The following is a 19,471-nucleotide window of genomic DNA, read 5'->3' as shown; positions in this document are numbered from 1 at the left end:
GACGGAAGGCATCGTGACGAGCGGCGCAGACGAAAAGGGGTGGCGACGCCGTATGCGGCGGATCAAATACGCCTTCGAATACAGTGCATTGCGTGGCCTTACCGGCGTGTTGCATATATTGCCCATCGACTTCGGATCCTGGTTGATGGGGACGATCTGGCGCCTCGTCGCACCGCATCTGCGCCGTCATGAGCGCGCCCTCCGCCAACTTGCGGCGGCCTATCCCGAAAAATCGCGGGCAGAGATCGAGGCCATCGCACGGGCCATGTGGATGCAGCTCGGCCGGACCTTCGCCGAAGCGCTGATCAGCGAACGCATCGTCCGGGCCGGCCGCATCGATGACCGCGCCGGCCTCCAGCTCGATCCGCTGAAAACCTCCGGCAGGGGCTGCGTCTTCGTCTCGTTGCATACCGGCAATTGGGAGCTGGTGATCTATCCGACCCTGGTCCGCGGCATCAAGGCAGCGGGCGTCTATCAGCGCATGAAGAACCCCAAGGTTGACGATTATGTCATGCTGGCCCGCCGGGATCGTTATTCGCGCGGCCTGTTCCCCAAGGGCAACGACGTTGCGCGTAAATTGATGCGCATCGTACGAGACGGCGGTGCGGTCGCCTTGCTGGCGGATCTGCGGGATCGCCGGGGCATCATGATCCCGTTCTTCGGCCGCCCTGCCCCCACTACGCCCTTCCCCGCCTTGCTGGCGCGCAGCAACGATGCCGAGCTGATCGCCGCGCGTTGCGTGCGCACGGGCGGTGTGCATTTCTATATCGAGGCTGAGGTTATCGATGTGCCGCGTACCGCCGACCGCGATGCCGACATTGCCGAAGCGACGCGCAGAATTCATGTCCTGTTCGAGCAGTGGATCCGCGAGCATCCCGAACAATGGATGTGGGCACACCGACGCTGGGGATGACGGCAACTGCATCGTCCGCCGTTTCGCGTGTGAAATTAATGAAATATTCGACGACTTTGACGATAATACTGCTATTCTGGTAACGGGATAGCAGGCTCGTTCGGTTGTGGCGGGCTTCGGTATCGCCCGGCTTGCAGGCACCACTATTGCAAGTTTGCCGAGCGCAAATGACGATTGAATAGCGTATGAATAAAGCGCGGGAAGCAAAGTTCTTTATCGGTCAAGTGGTACGCCACCGCATCTATCCGTTTCGTGGCGTCATCTTCGACGTCGATCCGGAATTCTCCAATACGGAAGAATGGTGGCAGTCCATTCCGGAAGATGTGCGCCCTTCCAAGGACCAGCCCTTCTATCATCTGTTCGCGGAGAATGAGGAGACGGAATATGTCGCCTATGTCTCCGAACAGAACCTGGTGATCGACGACAGCGGCAGTCCTGTTCGGAACACGCAGATCGATGAGCTATTCGACCGCGACAATGAGGGTGGGTACCGGCTGAAACCAGGTACGCGCCACTGATACGCCCCTCGGCCTGGAGAGCATCGGCGACCTTCGCAATCTAGGGTGAGCCGGTCGGTTTCCGATATGAAAAGGCCGACCCGAAGGTCGGCCTTTTGTCATGTTATTGCGCGGGCGCTGCCGGCTGAGCCGGCGGTGTGGCCGGTGCGGCGCCGCCGCCCTGCTGTTGCTGCTGCTTGCGCTGGGCATCGATGAGGGGCTGGAATATAGCCTGCAACTTCTCGCCATAGTCTTTCTGCTTGGCAGCATAACCGGCTTGGTCGATGCCCTGGCCATCGAGAGCCTTGCCGAGGCCATCCAGGCCGATATCCATACCGATAGGCTGGCCCTGGAAGGTGATCGCCTGCACTTTCAGTTTCTTGCCCTTCTTGAGGCTGGCGACATTCGCGTCGCTCAGGGGCATATCGGCGATGCAGCTCGGTCCCGTGCAGATGCGATATTTCGCAGTGTCGAGGGTCTGGTCATCGACGAGGACGCGGGCACCCAGCGGAAGGACAACGCCCGCCGGAATGATCACAGTGAGCTTGGGCTTGCCGCCCTTCTCCTGGCCGACCTGCGCGGTCATCATCCAGGCTGCAGTCGGTGCCAGAAGATCGCGCACGGTTTGGCAGGTGTCCTTGCCGTCCGGGGTCTTGGCGCAGATCTTGGTCCATTCGGGCTGGTCGAATTTGGGCAATTCGGGCTGCTGGCCAGCAGGCTGGGGCTGTTGCTGGGCCAGCGCGGTTCCGGCCGACAGGATCAAGGCTGCCGCGGTGCCAGCGATCAGTGAGTTTCGCATAATCTGGGTTCCTGTTCCTAAAGCGTTTTGCGATTTGGCGGTCGCGCCAAGAATCGCAAAGACGCGTCGAACCAAAGAGTGAGAGCAAAGAAGCGTTCAGTCATGAACGCGCTTTGCTCCAGGCGGTCTTATTGAGCAGGCGCCGGATTGGCATTGAGCTGCTGGCGCGCCTTCTCGGCGGCATCCTGCAATTGCTGCTGCAGCTTCTTCTGCTCGTCGACGATCGACTGGGGATCGAGCGGCTTGTTGTCGAGTGCCTTGGCAAAACCCTCGGTGCCCAGCGGCAGTTGCACGCCTTGGTTGGGGGTCTTGAAGGCGATCGCCAGGGTCTTGGAACCGCGAAGAGCCTTGAGCTGGGCCTCGTCGATGGGCAGTTCGACCAGGCAGCCTTCGGGAGAGCAGACGGCATATTTGCCGCTGGCGAAAGCGGTATTGTCGAGATAGAGGCCGACGCCAGGCTGAATGAGGGCGCCGACGGGCAGGACAAGGCGCAGGAGTTGCTTCTTGTCGGTGACGTTCTGCATGAGGATGGCGGTCATCATCGTCTGCCCCGTATCGGACCGCAGGTCACGACGGGTCAGGCAGATTTCCTTCTTGGCCTGGTCGGCCTGGCACAGCTTCACCCAGTCAGGTTGGGAGCTGGAGATGGCGGGAGTGGTCGCGCCTTCCAGGCCGGGAACGGGCTCAGCGGCGGCCGCTGCTGCCGCGGGCGCGGCTGCTGCAGGCTTTTGCGCCGGCTTGGCTGCAGGTGCCTTCGGCTTCGTGGCGGGCGCGGCCGGCTTGGCAGGCGTTTCCTGTGCCAATGCGGGTGTCACCGCGAGGCTGAGCGCCGCAAGAGCTGCAGTCGCAAGGAGGCGGAACGACATCATGCAAAATCCTTGGGTCCTAAGTCCGCCGCCGCAACGCGCTGGGCTAGCGCGGGGTCGGCAACGCACCAATGGGGCTGAATGTCTCTCATCGCCGACGAAGGCACCGAGATGACGATTTCAGGAAAGGTCCATAAACGAAGCGGGCACTGGTTTCCAGCCTCGAAAACAACCTATGGCGACGGTGTCGCAGCTTGTGCATGACAAATTGAAGAAAACGTGACCAGCGCCGCTATATCTGGCATTCGAGTTGCGAAAATCGCAGGAAGCAAACCGTCTTGCCTACTCTAGAGCAGCGATTCGCTTGCCGTACGCCAGCGCTCCTCAACGGCGCCCTCCCTCGCCCGCCAGTGACGCTTGTTCCTGTTCTTCCTTCGAGTGGCCAGGGGCTTCCTTGTCCGCCGAGCGCCAGACGATCAGGCAGAGGATCGCAACCGGCAAGCCGATCGTCGACGTCGCCGAGAAAAAGACGGAATAGCCGAACAGATCGACCATTTTCCCCGACATGCCTGCCAGCAACTTGCCCGGCAGGGCGTAAAGCGAACTCAGGAGGGCATACTGGCTGGCGGCATAGGCGGGCGACGTCAGCGAGGACATGTAGGCCATCAGCGCCGTTCCCGCGAAGCCGCCTGCAAAGCTTTCGACGCTCACCGCCAAAGCCAGATAGCTCGAATCCGCTCCCTTGGCTGCCAAAAGAGCCATACTCAAATGTGAGGTGGCGGCGGCAATGCCTCCAAAAAGCAGCGAGGGCATCAGGCCAAAGCGCCAGATGCAAAAGCCGCCCACAAAGGGAGCGGTCAGGCCGATGGCGAAGCCATAAATCTTCGAAATATTGGCTATTTCGGCTTTGGAGAAGCCAAGATCGATATAGAGCGGGTTGGACATCACGCCAGCCAGGAAGTCCGGCAGGCGATAAAGCGCGATGAGCAACATGATTGGCACGAGGATCCAACCGCGGCGTAAGAAGAGGTCGCTCAGCGCTTCCTTGTAAGCGGTCAGCCAATCTGGCCGGTTGGATGTGCTCTGCGAGCCGGGAGCCTTGTCATCCTCGAATACAGAAATGAGCTTGTCCGTGAGGGTTTCTTTCTCGACAGCTGGCGGATCGGGCGCAAACAAGGCAGCCATGATGCCGATGAGCATCAATGCGGCCATCGTGGCGTAAGCCGCCTGCCAGTCGAGATATTCAGCCAAATAAAGGGCGCCGGCTCCCGCGCACAATATGCCGATGCGATAGCCAAGCTGGGACACCGCCAGCATGATGCCCTGGCGGTCACGCGGGATGACGTTGATGCGCCAGCCGTCGATCACCACGTCCTGGCTGGCGGCAAAGAATGCGGTGACGGTTGTCCAGAATATCGTCATTCCCAGCGAGCTTGCCGGATTGCTGCTGGCGAGACCGAACAGGCCCAGGATGATGCCCATCTGCGTGATCAGCAGCCAACCGCGCCACCGGCCGACCATCCGTCCCAGCACGGGCGGGTCGAACCGCTCCAGCAAGGGAGCCCAGAGGAATTTGATGCTGTAGAACAGCGTCGCGTAAAACATCAGGCCAATGTCGGTACGTGTGATCCCGACCTCACGCAGCCTGGCCGATTGTGTCGAGAACACCAGCAGGAAGGGCAAGCCCGAGCTGAAGCCGAGCAACAGCATGAAAGCGAGGCGCTTGTCGGCGGCGATGTCGCGCAGAAGCGTGAGGAGTTTTTGACCGGGAATCATGTCCACGATTATGGAGCGCCGGGCCGGACAGACCAAATGCTTTGATGACGGATGTTCCCGAGTGCATGGGCTTTCGGAATGGGCATCTGCTCAAAGTGTGGATGGTGCTCGCGGATGGGACGACCGGGGCTGTCAAACCGGCTATGGCTTTGCCGTCATCCAGGGTTAGACTCACCTGGATCTGATTCGTGCCCTGTGAATACCCCCTGAGGCCCCATGACGTCAGACATCACGCCCAGGATTGCCCTCGCCCCCCCTACCCTCGACCAGATGCTGCGTCTCAGCGCTCAGCGAGCCGGCGATATGCTGGCCCTGATCGACGCGCCCGACCGCCCCCTCTGGGCCGATGGCGCACCGCGCAGACTGACCTGGAACCAGGTCGATGCTGCCGTCTCCGCGGTCGCCGGCCGCTTTTTCGAAATGGGGTTGCCCAGCGAGGCGCTGGTCTGCGTGCAGGGGCTCAACGTGACGGATACGTTGATCGCACTGCTCGGCTGTATCCGGGCGGGCCTCGTGGCGGTAATCGTTCCGATCGATTTTTCGCCGGCTGAAATCGTCGGCGTCGCCGAGAGGCTGAACGCCAAGGCGATCCTCGCGGCGCGGCGCATGGGCGATGTCCAATCCTTGCGGCCACTGCGTCACCTCGTCGACGAATCCATCGCCGATATTCGTTTCATCGGGGCTTTCGGGGCGGATTTGCCGGGAGGGACCGTCTCTTTCGAGGACTGCATCGGCTATCCCCGCACGGGCGTGATCACCCGCCTGTCGCGGCGCGAGCGCCCTGAGGAAAACCTGGCGATCATGACGATCGACCGGGGCGCGGACGGGGACTTCGCCGTCGCCCGCACGCATCGTGAATGGCATGCGGCCGCTTCGGTGCTGGTAGCGGAACTCGGTCTGTCGCGAACCTCGCGTCTGCTTTGTCCGATGGCTCCGTCGGGGCTCGCGGGGCTTGCGGGTGGCTTGGTGACATGGCTCAGCACCGGCTGCCAGCTCATTCTGCACCAAGCTTTCGACGCGACGGTCTTTGCCGTCCAGATGACGATGCACGGCGTTACCCATGCTCTGTTGCCCGACGCGGTCCTGCGTGCGGGCCTCTCCGACGGTTTGTTCGACAGCCGCAAGCTCGAAAAGGTCGCCGGCCTCGCGCGGGCGCCGCATACTGCCATCGTGCCAGTAGATGCCCCCTGCCCGGTTCCCCATTTTGCCGTGCTCGGCGAGATCGGCATCGTGCCGATGCGCGCGCTGAATGACGGCGGGTTTGGACTCGCGGTAACGGTTGCGGGCCAGGAGGATACTGCCTTGCCGCTCGTCGAGGCCAGCGTCGAGGAGAGCGGTTATCTGGCCTTGCGTGGCCAGCAGGTGCCGGGTGTCGGTTTCGACGTCAGCGAGCGGGAGGCCTCCTATCCCCTCGGAGCGGAGGGTTGGGTGTCGACCTCCTACCCCGCTTCCGGATCCGTGGATCGAGGCGTTGGTCTCCTTGAGGTGACGGGTGCACGCTATGGCAAGCCCATGAGCATGGACGAACCGGCTCAGGCCCACGATCGCGGGCAGAGTATCGACCCGGCAAAGCTCAGCCGCCCTCTCGCGGGAGCCGCTTGACTTCAGGCGGCATGAAACCTTTTCGCTCCAATGCCTTTTACTTACAGGAGAAACGCCGACTTTTGTCATGCCTGGGTTTGACCCGGGCATGCGGCGTCTCGGAGGGGGAACCTGAATTGCCGGATTAAGCCCGGCAATGACAAAGGTCGTGCAACCTACGAAAGGTGCTTGAGTAAACCGCGTTGCGATCTGCCTCGCTCACCAGACGCGGCCGCGCGCGGCGACGGGCTCGGGACCGATGAGGGCATCGCCGCGACAGAGGACGACGAAATCCAGCATATTGGCGACCACACAGGCGTGATTGGGCACGATGCGCACGCGGTCGCCCACTGAAAGGGCGATCGGCTGCTCGCTGATCAACCGGCCATGCTCTTCCGAGAGCTGGTCGATCGCGATGTCCGGCCGGCCGAGGACATGACCATGCCCGGTCAAGCCGAGCAGATCGGAGGTCAGGACTTTCGAACCGGCATCGATAATGGCCCTATGCGGGTCGGGCACCGACACCACTGTGGCGACCACGTTGAGGGCACAGTCATCGAAGCCGCAGACACCACGGGCGACAAGGGAACGGTCATTATAGACGTAGGTCCCCGGCCGGTATTCGGTGATGATGGAGGCCTCATGCGCCCGCCACATGTCGGGAGATCCGCCGCTTGTGATTGTTTCGACTGGAATTCCAAAAGCTTCAATCAAGGATTTCGCTCTTTGCATGAAATCCTGTACGGCCTCTGTTCCGCCGACCGGCGGATAGGTCATCAGGCCGCCGAAATGCAGCTCGGATGACGCCGCGATACGGTTTGCCAGTTCCGCAGCCGCTTCCGGCGTTGGAACACCGCAGCGCCGGGCTCCGGTATCGCACTCGACCAGCACGGTCAGCTTGCGCCCGGTTCCCTTCATGGCTGCCGCCAATTCATCGACGACAACGGCGCTGTCAGCCACGACGCTGAGACGGATGCGCTCCGAAAGTGCCCGCAGGCGCTCGCGCTTGGCCTCCCCAACAAGATTATAAGTGATCAGCACATCGTCGAGGCCGGTGCCGTCGGTCATCGCATCGGCCTCCGACAGTTTCTGGCAGGTAATGCCGACCGCGCCCTGCTCGACCTGGAAGCGGGCCAGGCGCGGCAGTTTATGCGTCTTGATATGCGGCCGCAGCCTGAGGCCGTGTTCGTCGCAATAGGCCTGGAGCCGTACGATGTTGCGTTCGGCGATGTCGAGATCAATCTGGACGAAGGGAGTTTCGACGGAAGAGAGGGAGGAACTTGCCATCATTGTATCCGATCAGGCGGCTTTCTTCATCTCGGCGATGCGAGCGAGGTTCTTGAGAATGACGGCCGTACCCTTGAGCCGATCGATGGGCTTGTCGAAATCGCGCTGGAAGACGACGCGCATGTCCGGGCGGACCTTGGCGAAAGAGCCCTGCTCGGCAATGTAGCGCACCAGCCCGTCGGGGTTGGCGAAGGCATTGTCGCGGAAGGAGACCACCACGCCTTTCGGGCCGGCGTCGACCTTCTCGACATTGGCGCGCCGGCACAGGGCCTTGATCGACATCAGCTTGAGGAGCTGGTCGACCTCATCAGGCCGCTCGCCGAAGCGATCGGTCAGTTCGGCGCCGAACGCGTCGATCTCGGCGTCGATATCCAGGGAGGACAGGCGGCGATAGAGGCTGAGGCGCAATGTCAGGTCCGGGACATAGTCCTCGGGGATCATCACCGGCGTACCGATGGTAATCTGTGGTGACCATTGTTCCTCGACCTCGGTCTCGACGCCACCGTCCTTGAGGGCCGCGACGGCCTCTTCCAGCATCTGCTGGTAGAGCTCGTAACCGACTTCCTTGATGTGGCCGGACTGTTCGTCGCCCAGCAGATTGCCGGCTCCACGAATGTCGAGATCATGCGAGGCGAGCTGGAATCCCGCTCCCAACGTATCCAGCGATTGCAGCACCTTGAGCCGGCGCTCGGCGCCGGGCGTGATGGTGCGGTTGGCCGGCAGGGTGAACAGGGCATAGGCCCTGGTCTTGGAGCGCCCCACGCGCCCCCGCAGCTGGTAGAGCTGGGCCAGGCCGAACATGTCGGCCCGCCAAACGATCAGCGTGTTGGCGGTGGGAATGTCGAGGCCTGATTCAACGATCGTCGTCGAGAGCAGGATGTCGTATTTGCCTTCGTAGAAGGCCGTCATCACGTCTTCGAGCTGGCCGGCAGCCATCTGGCCGTGGCCGATGGCGACCTTGGCCTCCGGCGCATATTCGTCGAGGAAGGCCTTGGCGTCGGCAATGTCCTCGATGCGAGGCACGACGAAGAAGCTCTGGCCGCCGCGATAGCGTTCGCGCATCAGCGCTTCGCGCAGCACCACGGCATCGAAAGGCGTGACGAAGGTACGCACGGCCAGGCGATCGACGGGCGGCGTGGCGATGATCGACAATTCGCGCACGCCCGTCAGTGCGAGCTGCAGCGTGCGCGGGATCGGCGTCGCCGACAGAGTCAAGACATGCACCTCGGAGCGCAATTGCTTGAGGCGCTCCTTGTGGGCCACGCCGAAATGCTGCTCCTCATCGATGATCAGCAGGCCGAGATCCCGGAAGGCGATGGTCTTGGCCAGCAATGCATGCGTGCCGACCACGATGTCGACATCGCCCGAGACCAGGCCCGCCTTGATCTTGCGGGCTTCATCCGCCGGGACGAAGCGCGAGAGCTGCGCCACCTTGACGGGTAGCCCCTTGAACCGGTCGGCGAAGGTCTTGGTATGCTGGCGGGCGAGCAGCGTGGTGGGGACCACGACGGCGACTTGCCGGCCCGTCATCGCACAGGCGAAGGCGGCGCGCAGAGCCACTTCCGTCTTGCCGAAGCCGACGTCGCCGCAAACCAGGCGATCCATGGGGCGGCCGGATGCCAGATCCTCGAGCACGGAGTCGATGGCGAATTGCTGGTCCTCGGTTTCGCTATAGGGGAATCGCGCGGCGAATTCGTCATAGATGCCCTGGGCCGGCACCAGCTTGGGCGCCTCGCGCAAAGCGCGTGCCGCAGCGATCTTGATCAGCTCACCCGCCATTTCGCGGATGCGCTTCTTCATGCGCGCCTTGCGTTCCTGCCAGCCGCGCCCACCGAGCTTGTCGAGCTGCGCTTCGGCGTCTTCCGAGCCATAGCGCGACAGCAGCTCCAGATTCTCCACTGGCAGGAACAGCTTGTCGCCGCCCGCATAGTGAATTTCCAGGCAATCATGCGGTGCACCCGCGGCAGTCACCGCCTGCAGGCCGACGAAGCGCCCGATGCCGTGCTCGACATGCACGACGATATCGCCGGGCGACAGGGTACCGATCTCGGTGAGAAAGTTCTGCGCGCGCTTGCGCTTGCCCGCACGGCGCACCAGCCGGTCGCCGAGAACGTCCTGTTCCGAGATGATGGCGAAGTCGGCTGTCTCGAAGCCTGTTTCGAGCGGCAGCACACCGAGGGCAATCTCGCCTTTTGGCAGTGCCAAGGCGCGAGCAAAGTTGGGGATGGGCTTGGCCTGGGTGAGGCCGTGATCGGCGAGTACGGCACCGAGCCTCTCGCGCGAGCCGTCGGTCCAGCCTGCCACGATTACCCGTTGCCCTGAGGCCTGCAGAGTGCGGATGTGACGGACCACGGCATCGAAGACGTTGGCGTCCTCGGCGGCGCGTTCAGCCGCAAAATTATGGCCCTGACGACCACCGCAATCGATGATTTCCCGACCGGGCGCGGGGGGAGACGAGAATGGCGTCATGCGCGCCAGGGACGACTCGTCCAGCCGGCGGCGCCACTCCTCGGGCGCGATGTAGAGCCGGTCCGGCGGCAGCGGCTTGTAGGGCACGGTCTCGCCAGGCTTGCCCAGTACCTCGCGGCGGGCATCGTAATAATCCTTGATCTGCGCCAATCTTTCGCCGGCGGCATCCTCGGCCAGGGCATCGAGAGCGACAGGAACCTCGGGCAGATAATCGAAAAGCGTGTCGAGCTTGCCGTGAAACAGCGGCAGCCAGTGTTCCAGGCCGACATAGCGCCGGCCTTCGGAGATCGCCTCATAGAGTGGATCGCCGCGTGTCTGGGCACCAAATTCGGCAAGATAGGCCTGGCGGAAGCGCTTGATCGTCTCGGTGGTAAGCTGGACTTCGCTCATCGGCACGAGGTCGAGCATGCGCAGTTGCGTCTGGGAGCGCTGCGTCTCGACATCGAAGCTGCGGATGGATTCGAGCGTATCGCCGAAGAAGTCGAGACGCACCGGGATGGCCAAGCCTGGCGGGTAGAGGTCGAGGATGCCGCCTCGCACGGCATATTCGCCGGTCTCGCGCACAGTGGAGGAACGCAGATAGCCGTTATGCTCAAGCCATGCTGACAGCCGGTCCATATTGACGGCATTGCCGGGCGCGGCAGAGAGCGATTGGGCGGCGATGAGATCGCGGGACGGCACGCGCTGCAACACGGCATTGACGGTGGTGAGCACGATACGAGGCCGGTCTCCGCCCCGTGTGGTCGCCAATCGCGACAGCGCGGTCATGCGCCGGGCAATGACGGCGGCATTGGGAGACACCCGGTCATAGGGTTGGCAGTCCCATGCGGGAAAGCTGATGACGTCGATCTCGGGCGCGTAGAACTGAAGGGCCGCTTCCAAAGTGGCCGAGCGGCCGCCGTCGCGTGCGATATGCAGGATGGCGGCCGGTCGCTCGCGGGCCTGTGCAACCAGTGTGCGCGCGAGGTCGGCCAGGACGAGCCCGTCCTGCCCATCAGCACAGTTGGAGAAGACGAGTTGGCCGCCGGGGCGGCTCAGAACCCCAGCGAGTCGATCCGCGGCTTTCATGCAAACATCGGTTTCATGGTGAAATGGTAATCGCGCAACCGCCGGAACACAGGCGTATCGAATTCGGTCGGCACGGGCTCAGCGCTCCTGATCCAGGCGTAGAGCTCGTGATCGGGGGCATCGATGAGCGTTTCGAAGTCACCGACCTCGTCCTCGGACAGCTCGACGATGATGGTATCGCAGAAGCTGCCCATGATGAGGTCCATCTCGCGAAAGCCGCGATGCCAGGCCCGGTAGACGATCCGTCTCCGACGCGGGTCAAGTTCCTCAGAAGTGCGTATCGTTCCGGACATGTTCCAGTTCCTGTTGGCACGCTGTATAGAGAGTCCGAAGGCCTGTGGGAACCATGGAAGATCGAAATATCATCCGCGCGGTCAAATCCCAGAGCGGGAATGGAAGGTGACCGGGAGCCACCATGCCGATCGGATTGAAACGCGCCTATGATCCGCCCGCTTCCGAGGATGGTCTGCGCATCCTGGTCGATCGCCTGTGGCCGCGCGGCCTATCCAGGCAGGAGGCGCATATCGACATCTGGGCCAAGGACGTGGCGCCGAGCCCGGCACTCCGAAAATGGTTCGGTCACGATTCGGCGAAATGGCGGGAATTTCAGGCCCTCTACGAGAGCGAACTCGCGCACAACAGTGAGGCCGTCATCGCACTCCGGCGCATGATCGGCGACAAGGTCGCGACCCTCGTCTACGCGGCCAGGGATGTCGAACACACCCATGCGATCGTCACCAAAAGGGTCCTGGAGTGCATCACCTTTTGAGTGGGAGGCGCAGGTTGGAACGCGGACTTCGAGTCCGCTCTTCCTTCTTCCGCGAACGCTGCGGTTCCAAGAGCGGACTGGAAGTCCGCGCTCCGAATAAGATCCACTCTTTCGAACGGCTGAAGCTTGCCTCCTGCTTTCCATCCGGCCAAAAGAACCGGTGAGGCCTTCATGCGTCCGGCGATTCTGACACCCTTGTTCGCTTCCGTCTCATCCCTGCCAGGGGTCGGGCCGAAGCTTGTGAAGCTGCTCACCCGTCTCCTCGGAGGTGCGGAGCCGGTGGGCGCGCGGGTGGTGGATGCCTTGTTTCACCTGCCGGCCAGCGTCCTCGACCGCCGCCGCCGTCCCAAATTGGTGGATGCGCCGATCGGCGAATTGGTGATGGTCGAGATTATGGTGGAGCGCCACCGGCCCAGTGGGGGCAAGGGCCCCTATCGGGTTTATGTCCAGGACGACACCGGGGATCTCACGCTCATCTTCTTCGCCGCTCAGACGAGCTGGATCGAGCACGCTCTGCCCGTTGGCGAGCGGCGCTGGCTCAGCGGTAAGATCGAGCTGTTCGATGGCATGCGCCAGATGGTGCATCCCGATCGGATCGTCGATGAGGAAGGACTCAAATCCCTGCCTCTGGTCGAGCCGGTTTATCCGCTGACCGAAGGGCTCTATCCGCGCCAGATCCAGAAGGTGACGCAGGAAGCCCTGGCCCGAACCGCCGAACTCGCCGAGTGGCAGGACCCGGCCTGGCTCAAGGCGCAGCGCTGGCCGGGATTTCGCGAGGCCTTGGCCGCTCTGCATTCGCCGGAGACACCGCAGGCGGTCGCACCAGATTCCGCTTCCCGATTGAGGCTGGCCTATGATGAACTCCTGGCCTCGCAACTCGCACTCGCCATGGTGCGTACGCACAACAAGGCATTGCCGGGGCTCGCCGTCACCGGGACTGGAATGATCGCGGCTCGGATCGAGGCTGCCCTGCCCTTCAAGCTGACGGCGAGCCAGGTTACGGCGCTGGCCGATATCCGGGCCGACATGGCGGCCCCGACCCGCATGCTGCGACTGCTGCAGGGTGATGTCGGTTCCGGCAAGACGGTGGTCGCCCTGCTTGCCATGGCGACCATGGTGGAAGGAGGGCGGCAGGCGGCCTTGATGGCGCCGACTGAAATCCTCGCCCGCCAGCACTTGGCCACCATCCAGCCCCTTGCCGAGGCCGCCGGTTTGCGCATTGGCCTGATTACCGGGCGCGACAAGGCGCGCGAACGTGCGCGCATGCAGGCTGCGTTGAAGGAAGGCAGCATCGACATCGTGGTGGGGACGCATGCGCTGTTCCAGGAGGACGTCGAGTTTCGGGATCTCGGCCTTGCCATCGTCGACGAGCAGCATCGCTTCGGCGTACATCAGCGCTTGGCCTTGAGCCGCAAGAATGCTGGTGTCGACGTGCTGGTGATGACGGCGACCCCGATCCCACGCAGCCTGGTGCTGACCTATTTTGGTGACATGGACTCCTCTCAGCTCCGCGAGAAGCCGGCCGGACGCAAACCGGTGGATACACGCCTGATCTCGCTCGAACGGCTCGACGAGGTGGTTGATGGCTTGGCGCGCTTGTTGCAGACCGGCGCGCGGGCCTATTGGGTCTGTCCTCTGATCGCCGAATCCGAGACTTTGGATGTCGCAGCGGCCGAAGATCGCTTCGCCCATCTTGCCTCCCTCTTCGGCGACAAGGTCGGTCTTCTCCACGGGCAGATGAAAGGCACGGCCAAGGACGAGGTGATGGCCCGGTTCGTGTCGGGCGATCTGCGTGTCTTGGTTTCGACCACGGTGATCGAGGTCGGCGTCAATGTGCCGGAGGCCACGGTGATGGTGGTCGAGCATGCCGAGCGCTTCGGCCTGGCTCAACTCCACCAGCTTCGCGGACGTATCGGGCGCGGCTCAGACAAGTCGACCTGTCTCCTGCTCTACAGGGGGCCGCTTGGCGAGGTCTCCCGCAAGCGACTCGAGATCATGCGCGAGACCGAGGATGGTTTCCGCATCGCCGAAGAGGACCTGAAATTGCGGGGCGAAGGCGACGTGCTCGGCACGCGTCAGTCCGGCATGCCGGGGTTCCGGGTCGCCGATCTCGACAGCCACCGTCATCTGCTCGCCCCCGCCAATGACGATGCCAGGCTGGTGCTGGCCCGCGATCCCGAGCTCGTCTCGCCACGCGGCGAGGCTCTGCGCACCCTGCTCTATCTGTTCGAACGCGATGAAGCTGTGCGTCTGCTACGTTCGGGATAGCGTAAGGGAAGCGGGCATGTAATCTGCCGGGATGTTCCAGTCTTCATGCAGGGGATATCGCAATGACCTCAGGTGCTCACCCGTCCAATTTCGCAGAGGCTCAGGCCAGGACGCGGGCGAGCTATGACGAACTGCCTTATGTCTCCAATGCCTTTCCGCAGACGCATCCGGCAAGACTTGCGGCTGTGGCGCGGCTGTTCAGCCTTGAAATGCCGAACCTCGACAGAATGCGCGTGCTCGAGATCGGTTGTGCGAGCGGCGGCAATCTCATTCCCCTGGCCGCGGCCCATCCAGAAGGCCGCTTTCTGGGCATAGACCTTTCCGGCATCCAGATCGCCGATGGCCGCAAGCGTATCGAGGCGCTCGGCTTGACCAATATCGAGCTGCGTCAACAGGATATCGCCTTCTTCGAAGGCCCCGATCATCGCTTCGACTTCATCGTCTGCCACGGCGTGTATTCCTGGGTGCCGGAGCCCGTGCGCCATGCGATCCTCGATATCTGTTCCAAATATCTCGAATTCCAGGGCATTGCCTATGTCAGCTTCAACGTGCTGCCGGGCTGGCGGCCCAAGCAGATCCTGCGCGATGCCTTGATGGCCCATGTCGGCCAGGCCAGCAATTTGCGTGAACGCATCGCCAAGGCGCGGGAGTTCATGGGCTTCCTGGCGGAGCATGCGCCACCCGGCCCCTATGGCGCCGCGGTCAAGGAAGGCGTCGCGCAGTTGCAGAAGGTGCCGGACGATTATCTGGCCCATGAGTTCCTGGAACTCGACAATGCCCCCTGCTCTTTCCATGATTTCATGTATGCGGCCGGCCAGCATCAACTCGCCTATCTCGGCGAGGCCGACCTGCACATGATGGTGCCCGAGAATTTCGGGCCGGAGGCTGCCAAGGCCCTGCGGATGCTGGGTGGCAACACCCTGCTCTCGACCGAGAATTATATCGACGTGGTGACAGGGCGGACCTTCCGGCAGACCCTGTTGATCCCGCCGGCCCGGGCGGCAGCGACAAAGCGGAATATCGACCCGCAGCGGATCGAGGACCTGCATCTGTTGGCCGATATTACGCAAGTTCCCTCGAGCGAAGCGGACATGCCCTATTGCTTCGAGAACCGCGGAGGTCGGCAGATCCGCACGCGGGTCGAGGCGGTTCGCAAGGCTTTCGAACGGGTCGCGGCCCGAAAGCCGGCGACCTCGAACTTTCACCAGCTTATCGCGGAGATCGAAACTTCGGATAAGAAGAAACTCACCCAAGAGGAGCGGAATGAGATCCGCGGCGCCTTGCTGCAAGGCGTTCTTTCCGGGTTGATCGTCGCATCTACCATGGCGGTTGATATCGGCGCCGCGGATGGAGACCGCCCCAAGGCGACCGTCCTCGCTCGCAAGGATGCTGCCAGCGGCCGCACGCGCACCGTCAACCGGCGTCATGAGAATTTCGATCTCGGCGTGGTGGCCCAGCATATCCTGCCCGTGATGGACGGCTCGCGGACCCGTGCCGAACTGCTCGCTCATCTCAAGGCCAAAGCCGGTGAGGATGCCCTGCACTTCCAACGCAATGGTCAGCGCGTCACCGACGAAGCCGACATCGCGGCCTGCGCCCAGGAACATCTCGCCGCCACACTCGGGATAGCTTGGAACAACGCATTGCTCGAGCCGTAAATCCCTCGAAGGGGCCAGCAGCGGCGAGCCTTTTTCAGTTCGGCCGCAGGTCCTCGGGAACCGGCAATTGTTCGGGCTGGATCAGGCCGGCCGAGATCACCAGCTTGGTGGCCTGCTCGACACTGATCGGCAATTCGATCACCTTTGATTTCGGCAGCAGGAAGAAGAAGCCTGTTGTCGGGTTGGGCGCACAGGGCATGAAGACGGAAACCCAGGCTCCGTCGTTGCCGCCCGGCAGCCTCGCCTCGACCACGGGGCTCGGCTCAGAGGAGATGAAGACGATCGACCAGGCGCCCTGCGGGAATTCCACCAGTCCGACCTTTCGGAAGGATGTGCCCGATTGGGAAAAGATGGTCGAAAATACCTGTTTCAGGGCTTTGTAGATGCCGCGTACCACTGGGGTGCGGTCGAGGATCTTCTCGCCGAGACGCACCAAGGTGCGGCCGACCAGATTAGCGGTGAAGAAGCCGATCAGGGTGAGGCCGATGACCGCGACGACCAGGCCGAAGCCCGGGATCTGAAAAGGGAGATAGGTCTCGGGCAGGTAACGCGCGGGAATGAATGGCTTGACCCAGCCATCGACCCACTGAATGAAGGTCCAAATCAGGTAGAGCGTGATCGCAACCGGCCCGGTGACCACCAGGCCGGTGAGGAAATAGCTGTGCAAGCCGCCAAATCTACTGGCCCGCTGAGGCGGACCGGCAGGCATTACCGTGTGGGGAGGCGTATCTCGTACCATGTCACGCTTCTATAGCGTTTTGCGATTTGGTGGAATCACCAAGAATCGCAAAGACGCGTTCGAACAAAGAGCTGGAGCAAAAGAGCGCCATCGCCTCAACGCGCTTTGCTCTAGCACGCCCTCATCACCGCCTGTCGATGCAAATTTGTGCAATCGGTCCAATCAGGCGGTGCCCGTGAGCATTCCTACTCGACGGTAACGCTCTTGGCCAGATTGCGTGGCTGGTCGACGTCGGTGCCGATGATCACAGCGGTGTGATAGGCGAGCAGCTGGATCGGAATGGAATAGACCAGCGGCGTCACGATCGCCGGCATCGAAGGCAGGATGATCGTCTTCAGCGTCGCCATGGCAGCCGCCGCTGCCCCAGCTTCATCGGTTATCAGGATGATGCGGCCGCCCCGTGCGGCAACCTCCTGCATGTTCGAGACGGTCTTTTCGAAGATCGCGTCGAAAGGCGCGATCACCACCACAGGCATGGTCTCGTCGATCAGGGCGATTGGGCCATGCTTCAGCTCGCCTGCAGCATAACCTTCTGCGTGTATGTAGCTGATTTCCTTGAGTTTCAGTGCACCTTCAAGGGAAAGAGGGAAGCTGGTGCCACGACCGAGATAGAGTACGTCCTTGGCCTTGGCGAGGTCCCTGGAGAAAGTCTCGATTTCGTGCTCGAGCCGCAGCGCCTCAGCCATCAGGCGCGGCGCCTCGATCAGGGCATGGACGAGCTCGCTTTCTTCCTCTGCGGACAGGGCGCCGCGCGCCTTGCCGGCGCCGATGGCAAGGCCCGCCAAGGCAGCGAGCTGGCAGGTGAAGGCCTTGGTGGAAGCGACGCCGATCTCCGGACCCGCCAAGGTGCGGACCATTACCGAGGCTTCCCGAGCGATGGTCGAGGTTGGCACGTTGACGACGGCGAGCGTGTGCTGGCCCTGCTCCTTGCAATAGCGCAGCGCCGCGAGCGTATCGGCCGTCTCACCCGATTGAGATACGAAGATCGAAAGACCTCCCTTGTCGAGCGGGGCTTCGCGGTAGCGGAACTCGGAGGCTATATCGACTTCGACCGGCAGCCGCGCATAACGTTCGAACCAATATTTGGCGATCATGCCAGCGAAGGACGCCGTGCCGCAGGCCGAGATGGTGATGCGGTTGAGGTCCTTCCAGTCGAAAGGCAGATCTTCGGGCAGCCGGATGGTCTCGCCGACCATGTCGATGAAGGAGGTCAGCGTATGGGATACGACTTCCGGTTGCTCGTGGATCTCCTTGGCCATGAAATGCCGGTGATTGCCCTTGTCGACGATGGTGGCGGACGCTTGCGATTTCTGGATCGGACGGTGCACGCGCTTGAAGGTGGCATCGTAGATGGTTGCCGAACCACGCGTCAGGGCGACGCTGTCGCCGTCTTCGAGATAGGCGATGGTGTTGGTGAAGGGAGCCAGCGCGATGGCGTCCGAGCCGAGGAACATTTCGCCCTCACCATAGCCGATCGCCAGCGGCGACCCCAGCCGCGCACCGATGATGAGATCGTCGTGGCCAGCGAAGAGGAAGCCCAGTGAGAATGCCCCGCGAAGGCGCCGCAGGCTGGCATGCACTGCCTCGATCGGTGGCAGGCCGCGATCGAGCTCGCGGTTGACGAGATGGGCGATAACCTCCGTATCGGTCTCGCTCTGGAAGCGCGCGCCTTCGGCGCTCAGTTCTTCGCGCAGCTCGCGAAAGTTCTCGATGATGCCGTTATGGACCACCGCGACTCGGGCGGTGGCATGCGGATGGGCGTTCTCTTCAGTCGGCCTGCCATGGGTCGCCCACCGCGTATGGCCGATGCCGATGACACCAGCGAGCGGATTTCGATCGAGCTTGCTTTCCAGATTGCGCAGCTTGCCCTCGGCCCGGCAGCGCGTGATGGCTCCCTCCTCCAGCGTCGCGATGCCGGCGGAGTCGTAGCCGCGATATTCCAAGCGTCGCAGCGCATCCACCAGGGGCAGCGCAACCGCTTGCTTACCCAGAATACCGACAATACCGCACATACGCCTTACCCTTCATCGATTCGAGACGAACTCTAGATGCGAGGGATTTAGGGCTTCGTGAATGCAGTGAGAAATCAAAATGCCTGACAGTTTGTGACAGAGCCCCTGAAGAGCCTGTCACTGCCGGCCGGAAATGCGCTCGATTTCTTGGCGAACCAATCGTTCGACAAGGGTCGGCAGATGGGCATCGAGCCAGCTCTGCAGCATGGGTCTCAGCATTTCCTGCACCACGTCCTCGATGGTGCGTGCATTCTTGGAGAATATCGTGTGGTTCAGCGAGGCGAAGGCGGATGCCGTCTCCGATTCCGGCATTGCCGAAAGCAAAGGAGCCGGCCCGCGATCGACATTGGCTGCGATCGGGCCGGAGGAAATTTCGGACGGGGCGGCAGGGGCCGACGGTTCCTCCTGAGTGGAGGCTTCCAGCGGAGCGCGGCGTCCCGGCCTTGCCGGCGGCGGATCATCCGAAATGATGCGGCGAATGGAGCTGAGAATCTCGTCCATCGAGGGCTCCTTGAGGGTACGAGGCGGATCTGCCCGCGTAGGTGACGACATCGGGCTGCTCCTTCCACATCAAGCGCGCCCTGCCCCCAATGCGCACTTGCTTCACTTCAAACAAGAACGCCCTCCGATCGCAAGGATGCGGAGGGCGTTGCCGTCATCTTCCTGTGGGTAGGTGCTACTTAGCGCCCATCCGGAATATCGGTGCCGATCCACTTGTCACGCACCTGATCGTAATGCGTGGTGGGGTTGTAACGAGCAACCTTGAGGCCGAGCGCCGTGGCGTTGAGCTTTCCGACGGTCGACAGCACGGTATAGGCAGCCACGATCT

15 protein-coding genes are annotated in these 19,471 nt (G+C 62.5%); 6 read left to right on the top strand and 9 right to left on the bottom strand.

Annotation, left to right across the window (positions count from 1 at the left end):
• Positions 1-13: 13 nt before the first annotated feature.
• Positions 14-913: a lysophospholipid acyltransferase family protein gene (locus tag AB4037_RS22345; protein WP_441772982.1), complete on the top strand. Its 900-nt coding sequence runs from the start codon at positions 14-16 to the stop codon at positions 911-913.
• A gap of 185 nt (positions 914-1,098) precedes the next feature.
• On the top strand, positions 1,099-1,431 hold the full coding sequence (gene hspQ / locus AB4037_RS22340; RefSeq protein WP_434956390.1) for a heat shock protein HspQ: 333 nt from the start codon (positions 1,099-1,101) through the stop codon (positions 1,429-1,431).
• A 103-nt stretch (positions 1,432-1,534) separates the two neighbouring features.
• Here hspQ and AB4037_RS22335 read toward each other — a convergent pair whose 3' ends face one another.
• From AB4037_RS22335 to AB4037_RS22325, 3 genes are all read right to left on the bottom strand, one after another.
• Positions 1,535-2,209 (bottom strand): invasion associated locus B family protein, encoded by a 675-nt coding sequence (locus AB4037_RS22335; protein ID WP_434956391.1) that lies wholly within the window; start codon positions 2,207-2,209, stop codon positions 1,535-1,537.
• 128 nt (positions 2,210-2,337) lie between these two features.
• Positions 2,338-3,078 (bottom strand): invasion associated locus B family protein, encoded by a 741-nt coding sequence (locus tag AB4037_RS22330; protein WP_434956392.1) that lies wholly within the window; start codon positions 3,076-3,078, stop codon positions 2,338-2,340.
• Between the two features lie 321 nt (positions 3,079-3,399).
• On the bottom strand, positions 3,400-4,791 hold the full coding sequence (locus tag AB4037_RS22325; protein ID WP_441773165.1) for an AmpG family muropeptide MFS transporter: 1,392 nt from the start codon (positions 4,789-4,791) through the stop codon (positions 3,400-3,402).
• A 216-nt stretch (positions 4,792-5,007) separates the two neighbouring features.
• Here AB4037_RS22325 and AB4037_RS22320 point away from each other — a divergent pair, with 216 nt between their 5' ends.
• Positions 5,008-6,393, top strand: a complete 1,386-nt coding sequence (locus tag AB4037_RS22320; protein WP_434956394.1) for an AMP-binding protein — start codon at positions 5,008-5,010, stop codon at positions 6,391-6,393.
• A 198-nt stretch (positions 6,394-6,591) separates the two neighbouring features.
• On the opposite strand, the gene AB4037_RS22315 is transcribed toward AB4037_RS22320, so the two are convergent.
• From AB4037_RS22315 to AB4037_RS22305, 3 genes are read right to left on the bottom strand one after another with little or no spacing between them, the layout of a single operon-like run.
• The gene (locus AB4037_RS22315; RefSeq protein ID WP_434956395.1) at positions 6,592-7,659 is read right to left on the bottom strand and encodes a D-TA family PLP-dependent enzyme; all 1,068 of its coding nucleotides are present in this window, start codon (positions 7,657-7,659) and stop codon (positions 6,592-6,594) included.
• A gap of 12 nt (positions 7,660-7,671) precedes the next feature.
• Positions 7,672-11,196 carry a transcription-repair coupling factor gene (mfd, locus tag AB4037_RS22310; protein ID WP_441772981.1) on the bottom strand — a complete coding sequence of 1,175 codons (3,525 nt, stop codon included), beginning with the start codon at positions 11,194-11,196 and terminating at the stop codon, positions 7,672-7,674.
• Positions 11,193-11,489 (bottom strand): succinate dehydrogenase assembly factor 2, encoded by a 297-nt coding sequence (locus AB4037_RS22305; RefSeq protein WP_434956397.1) that lies wholly within the window; start codon positions 11,487-11,489, stop codon positions 11,193-11,195. Before AB4037_RS22305 ends, mfd begins: the two co-directional genes overlap by 4 nt.
• Positions 11,490-11,611: 122 nt before the next feature.
• Between AB4037_RS22305 and AB4037_RS22300 the strand changes: the two genes are divergently transcribed.
• The 3 genes from AB4037_RS22300 to AB4037_RS22290 all read left to right on the top strand — a co-directional run bounded on the left by AB4037_RS22300 (position 11,612) and on the right by AB4037_RS22290 (position 15,891).
• On the top strand, positions 11,612-11,965 hold the full coding sequence (locus tag AB4037_RS22300) for a DUF488 domain-containing protein (protein WP_441772980.1): 354 nt from the start codon (positions 11,612-11,614) through the stop codon (positions 11,963-11,965).
• Positions 11,966-12,136: 171 nt separating this feature from the next.
• The gene (gene recG, locus AB4037_RS22295) at positions 12,137-14,233 is read left to right on the top strand and encodes an ATP-dependent DNA helicase RecG (RefSeq protein WP_434956399.1); all 2,097 of its coding nucleotides are present in this window, start codon (positions 12,137-12,139) and stop codon (positions 14,231-14,233) included.
• 62 nt (positions 14,234-14,295) lie between these two features.
• Positions 14,296-15,891 carry a methyltransferase regulatory domain-containing protein gene (locus AB4037_RS22290; protein ID WP_441772979.1) on the top strand — a complete coding sequence of 532 codons (1,596 nt, stop codon included), beginning with the start codon at positions 14,296-14,298 and terminating at the stop codon, positions 15,889-15,891.
• A 34-nt stretch (positions 15,892-15,925) separates the two neighbouring features.
• Here the strand turns inward: AB4037_RS22290 and AB4037_RS22285 are convergent, their stop codons facing one another.
• From AB4037_RS22285 to AB4037_RS22275, 3 genes are all read right to left on the bottom strand, one after another.
• Positions 15,926-16,630 carry a DUF502 domain-containing protein gene (locus AB4037_RS22285; RefSeq protein ID WP_434956401.1) on the bottom strand — a complete coding sequence of 235 codons (705 nt, stop codon included), beginning with the start codon at positions 16,628-16,630 and terminating at the stop codon, positions 15,926-15,928.
• Between the two features lie 185 nt (positions 16,631-16,815).
• The gene (gene glmS, locus AB4037_RS22280; RefSeq protein WP_441772978.1) at positions 16,816-18,642 is read right to left on the bottom strand and encodes a glutamine--fructose-6-phosphate transaminase (isomerizing); all 1,827 of its coding nucleotides are present in this window, start codon (positions 18,640-18,642) and stop codon (positions 16,816-16,818) included.
• Between the two features lie 117 nt (positions 18,643-18,759).
• Entirely contained in the window at positions 18,760-19,194 is a 435-nt protein-coding gene (locus AB4037_RS22275) for a PopZ family protein (RefSeq protein WP_434956403.1), read from the bottom strand.
• Positions 19,195-19,471 lie beyond the last annotated feature (277 nt).

The organism is Labrys sp. KB_33_2 (assembly GCF_052114505.1).
Classification (GTDB): Bacteria; Pseudomonadota; Alphaproteobacteria; order Rhizobiales; family Labraceae; genus Labrys.
The sequence above is the reverse complement of the archived record's forward strand: the minus strand, read 5'-3'. Positions and strand labels throughout refer to the sequence as shown.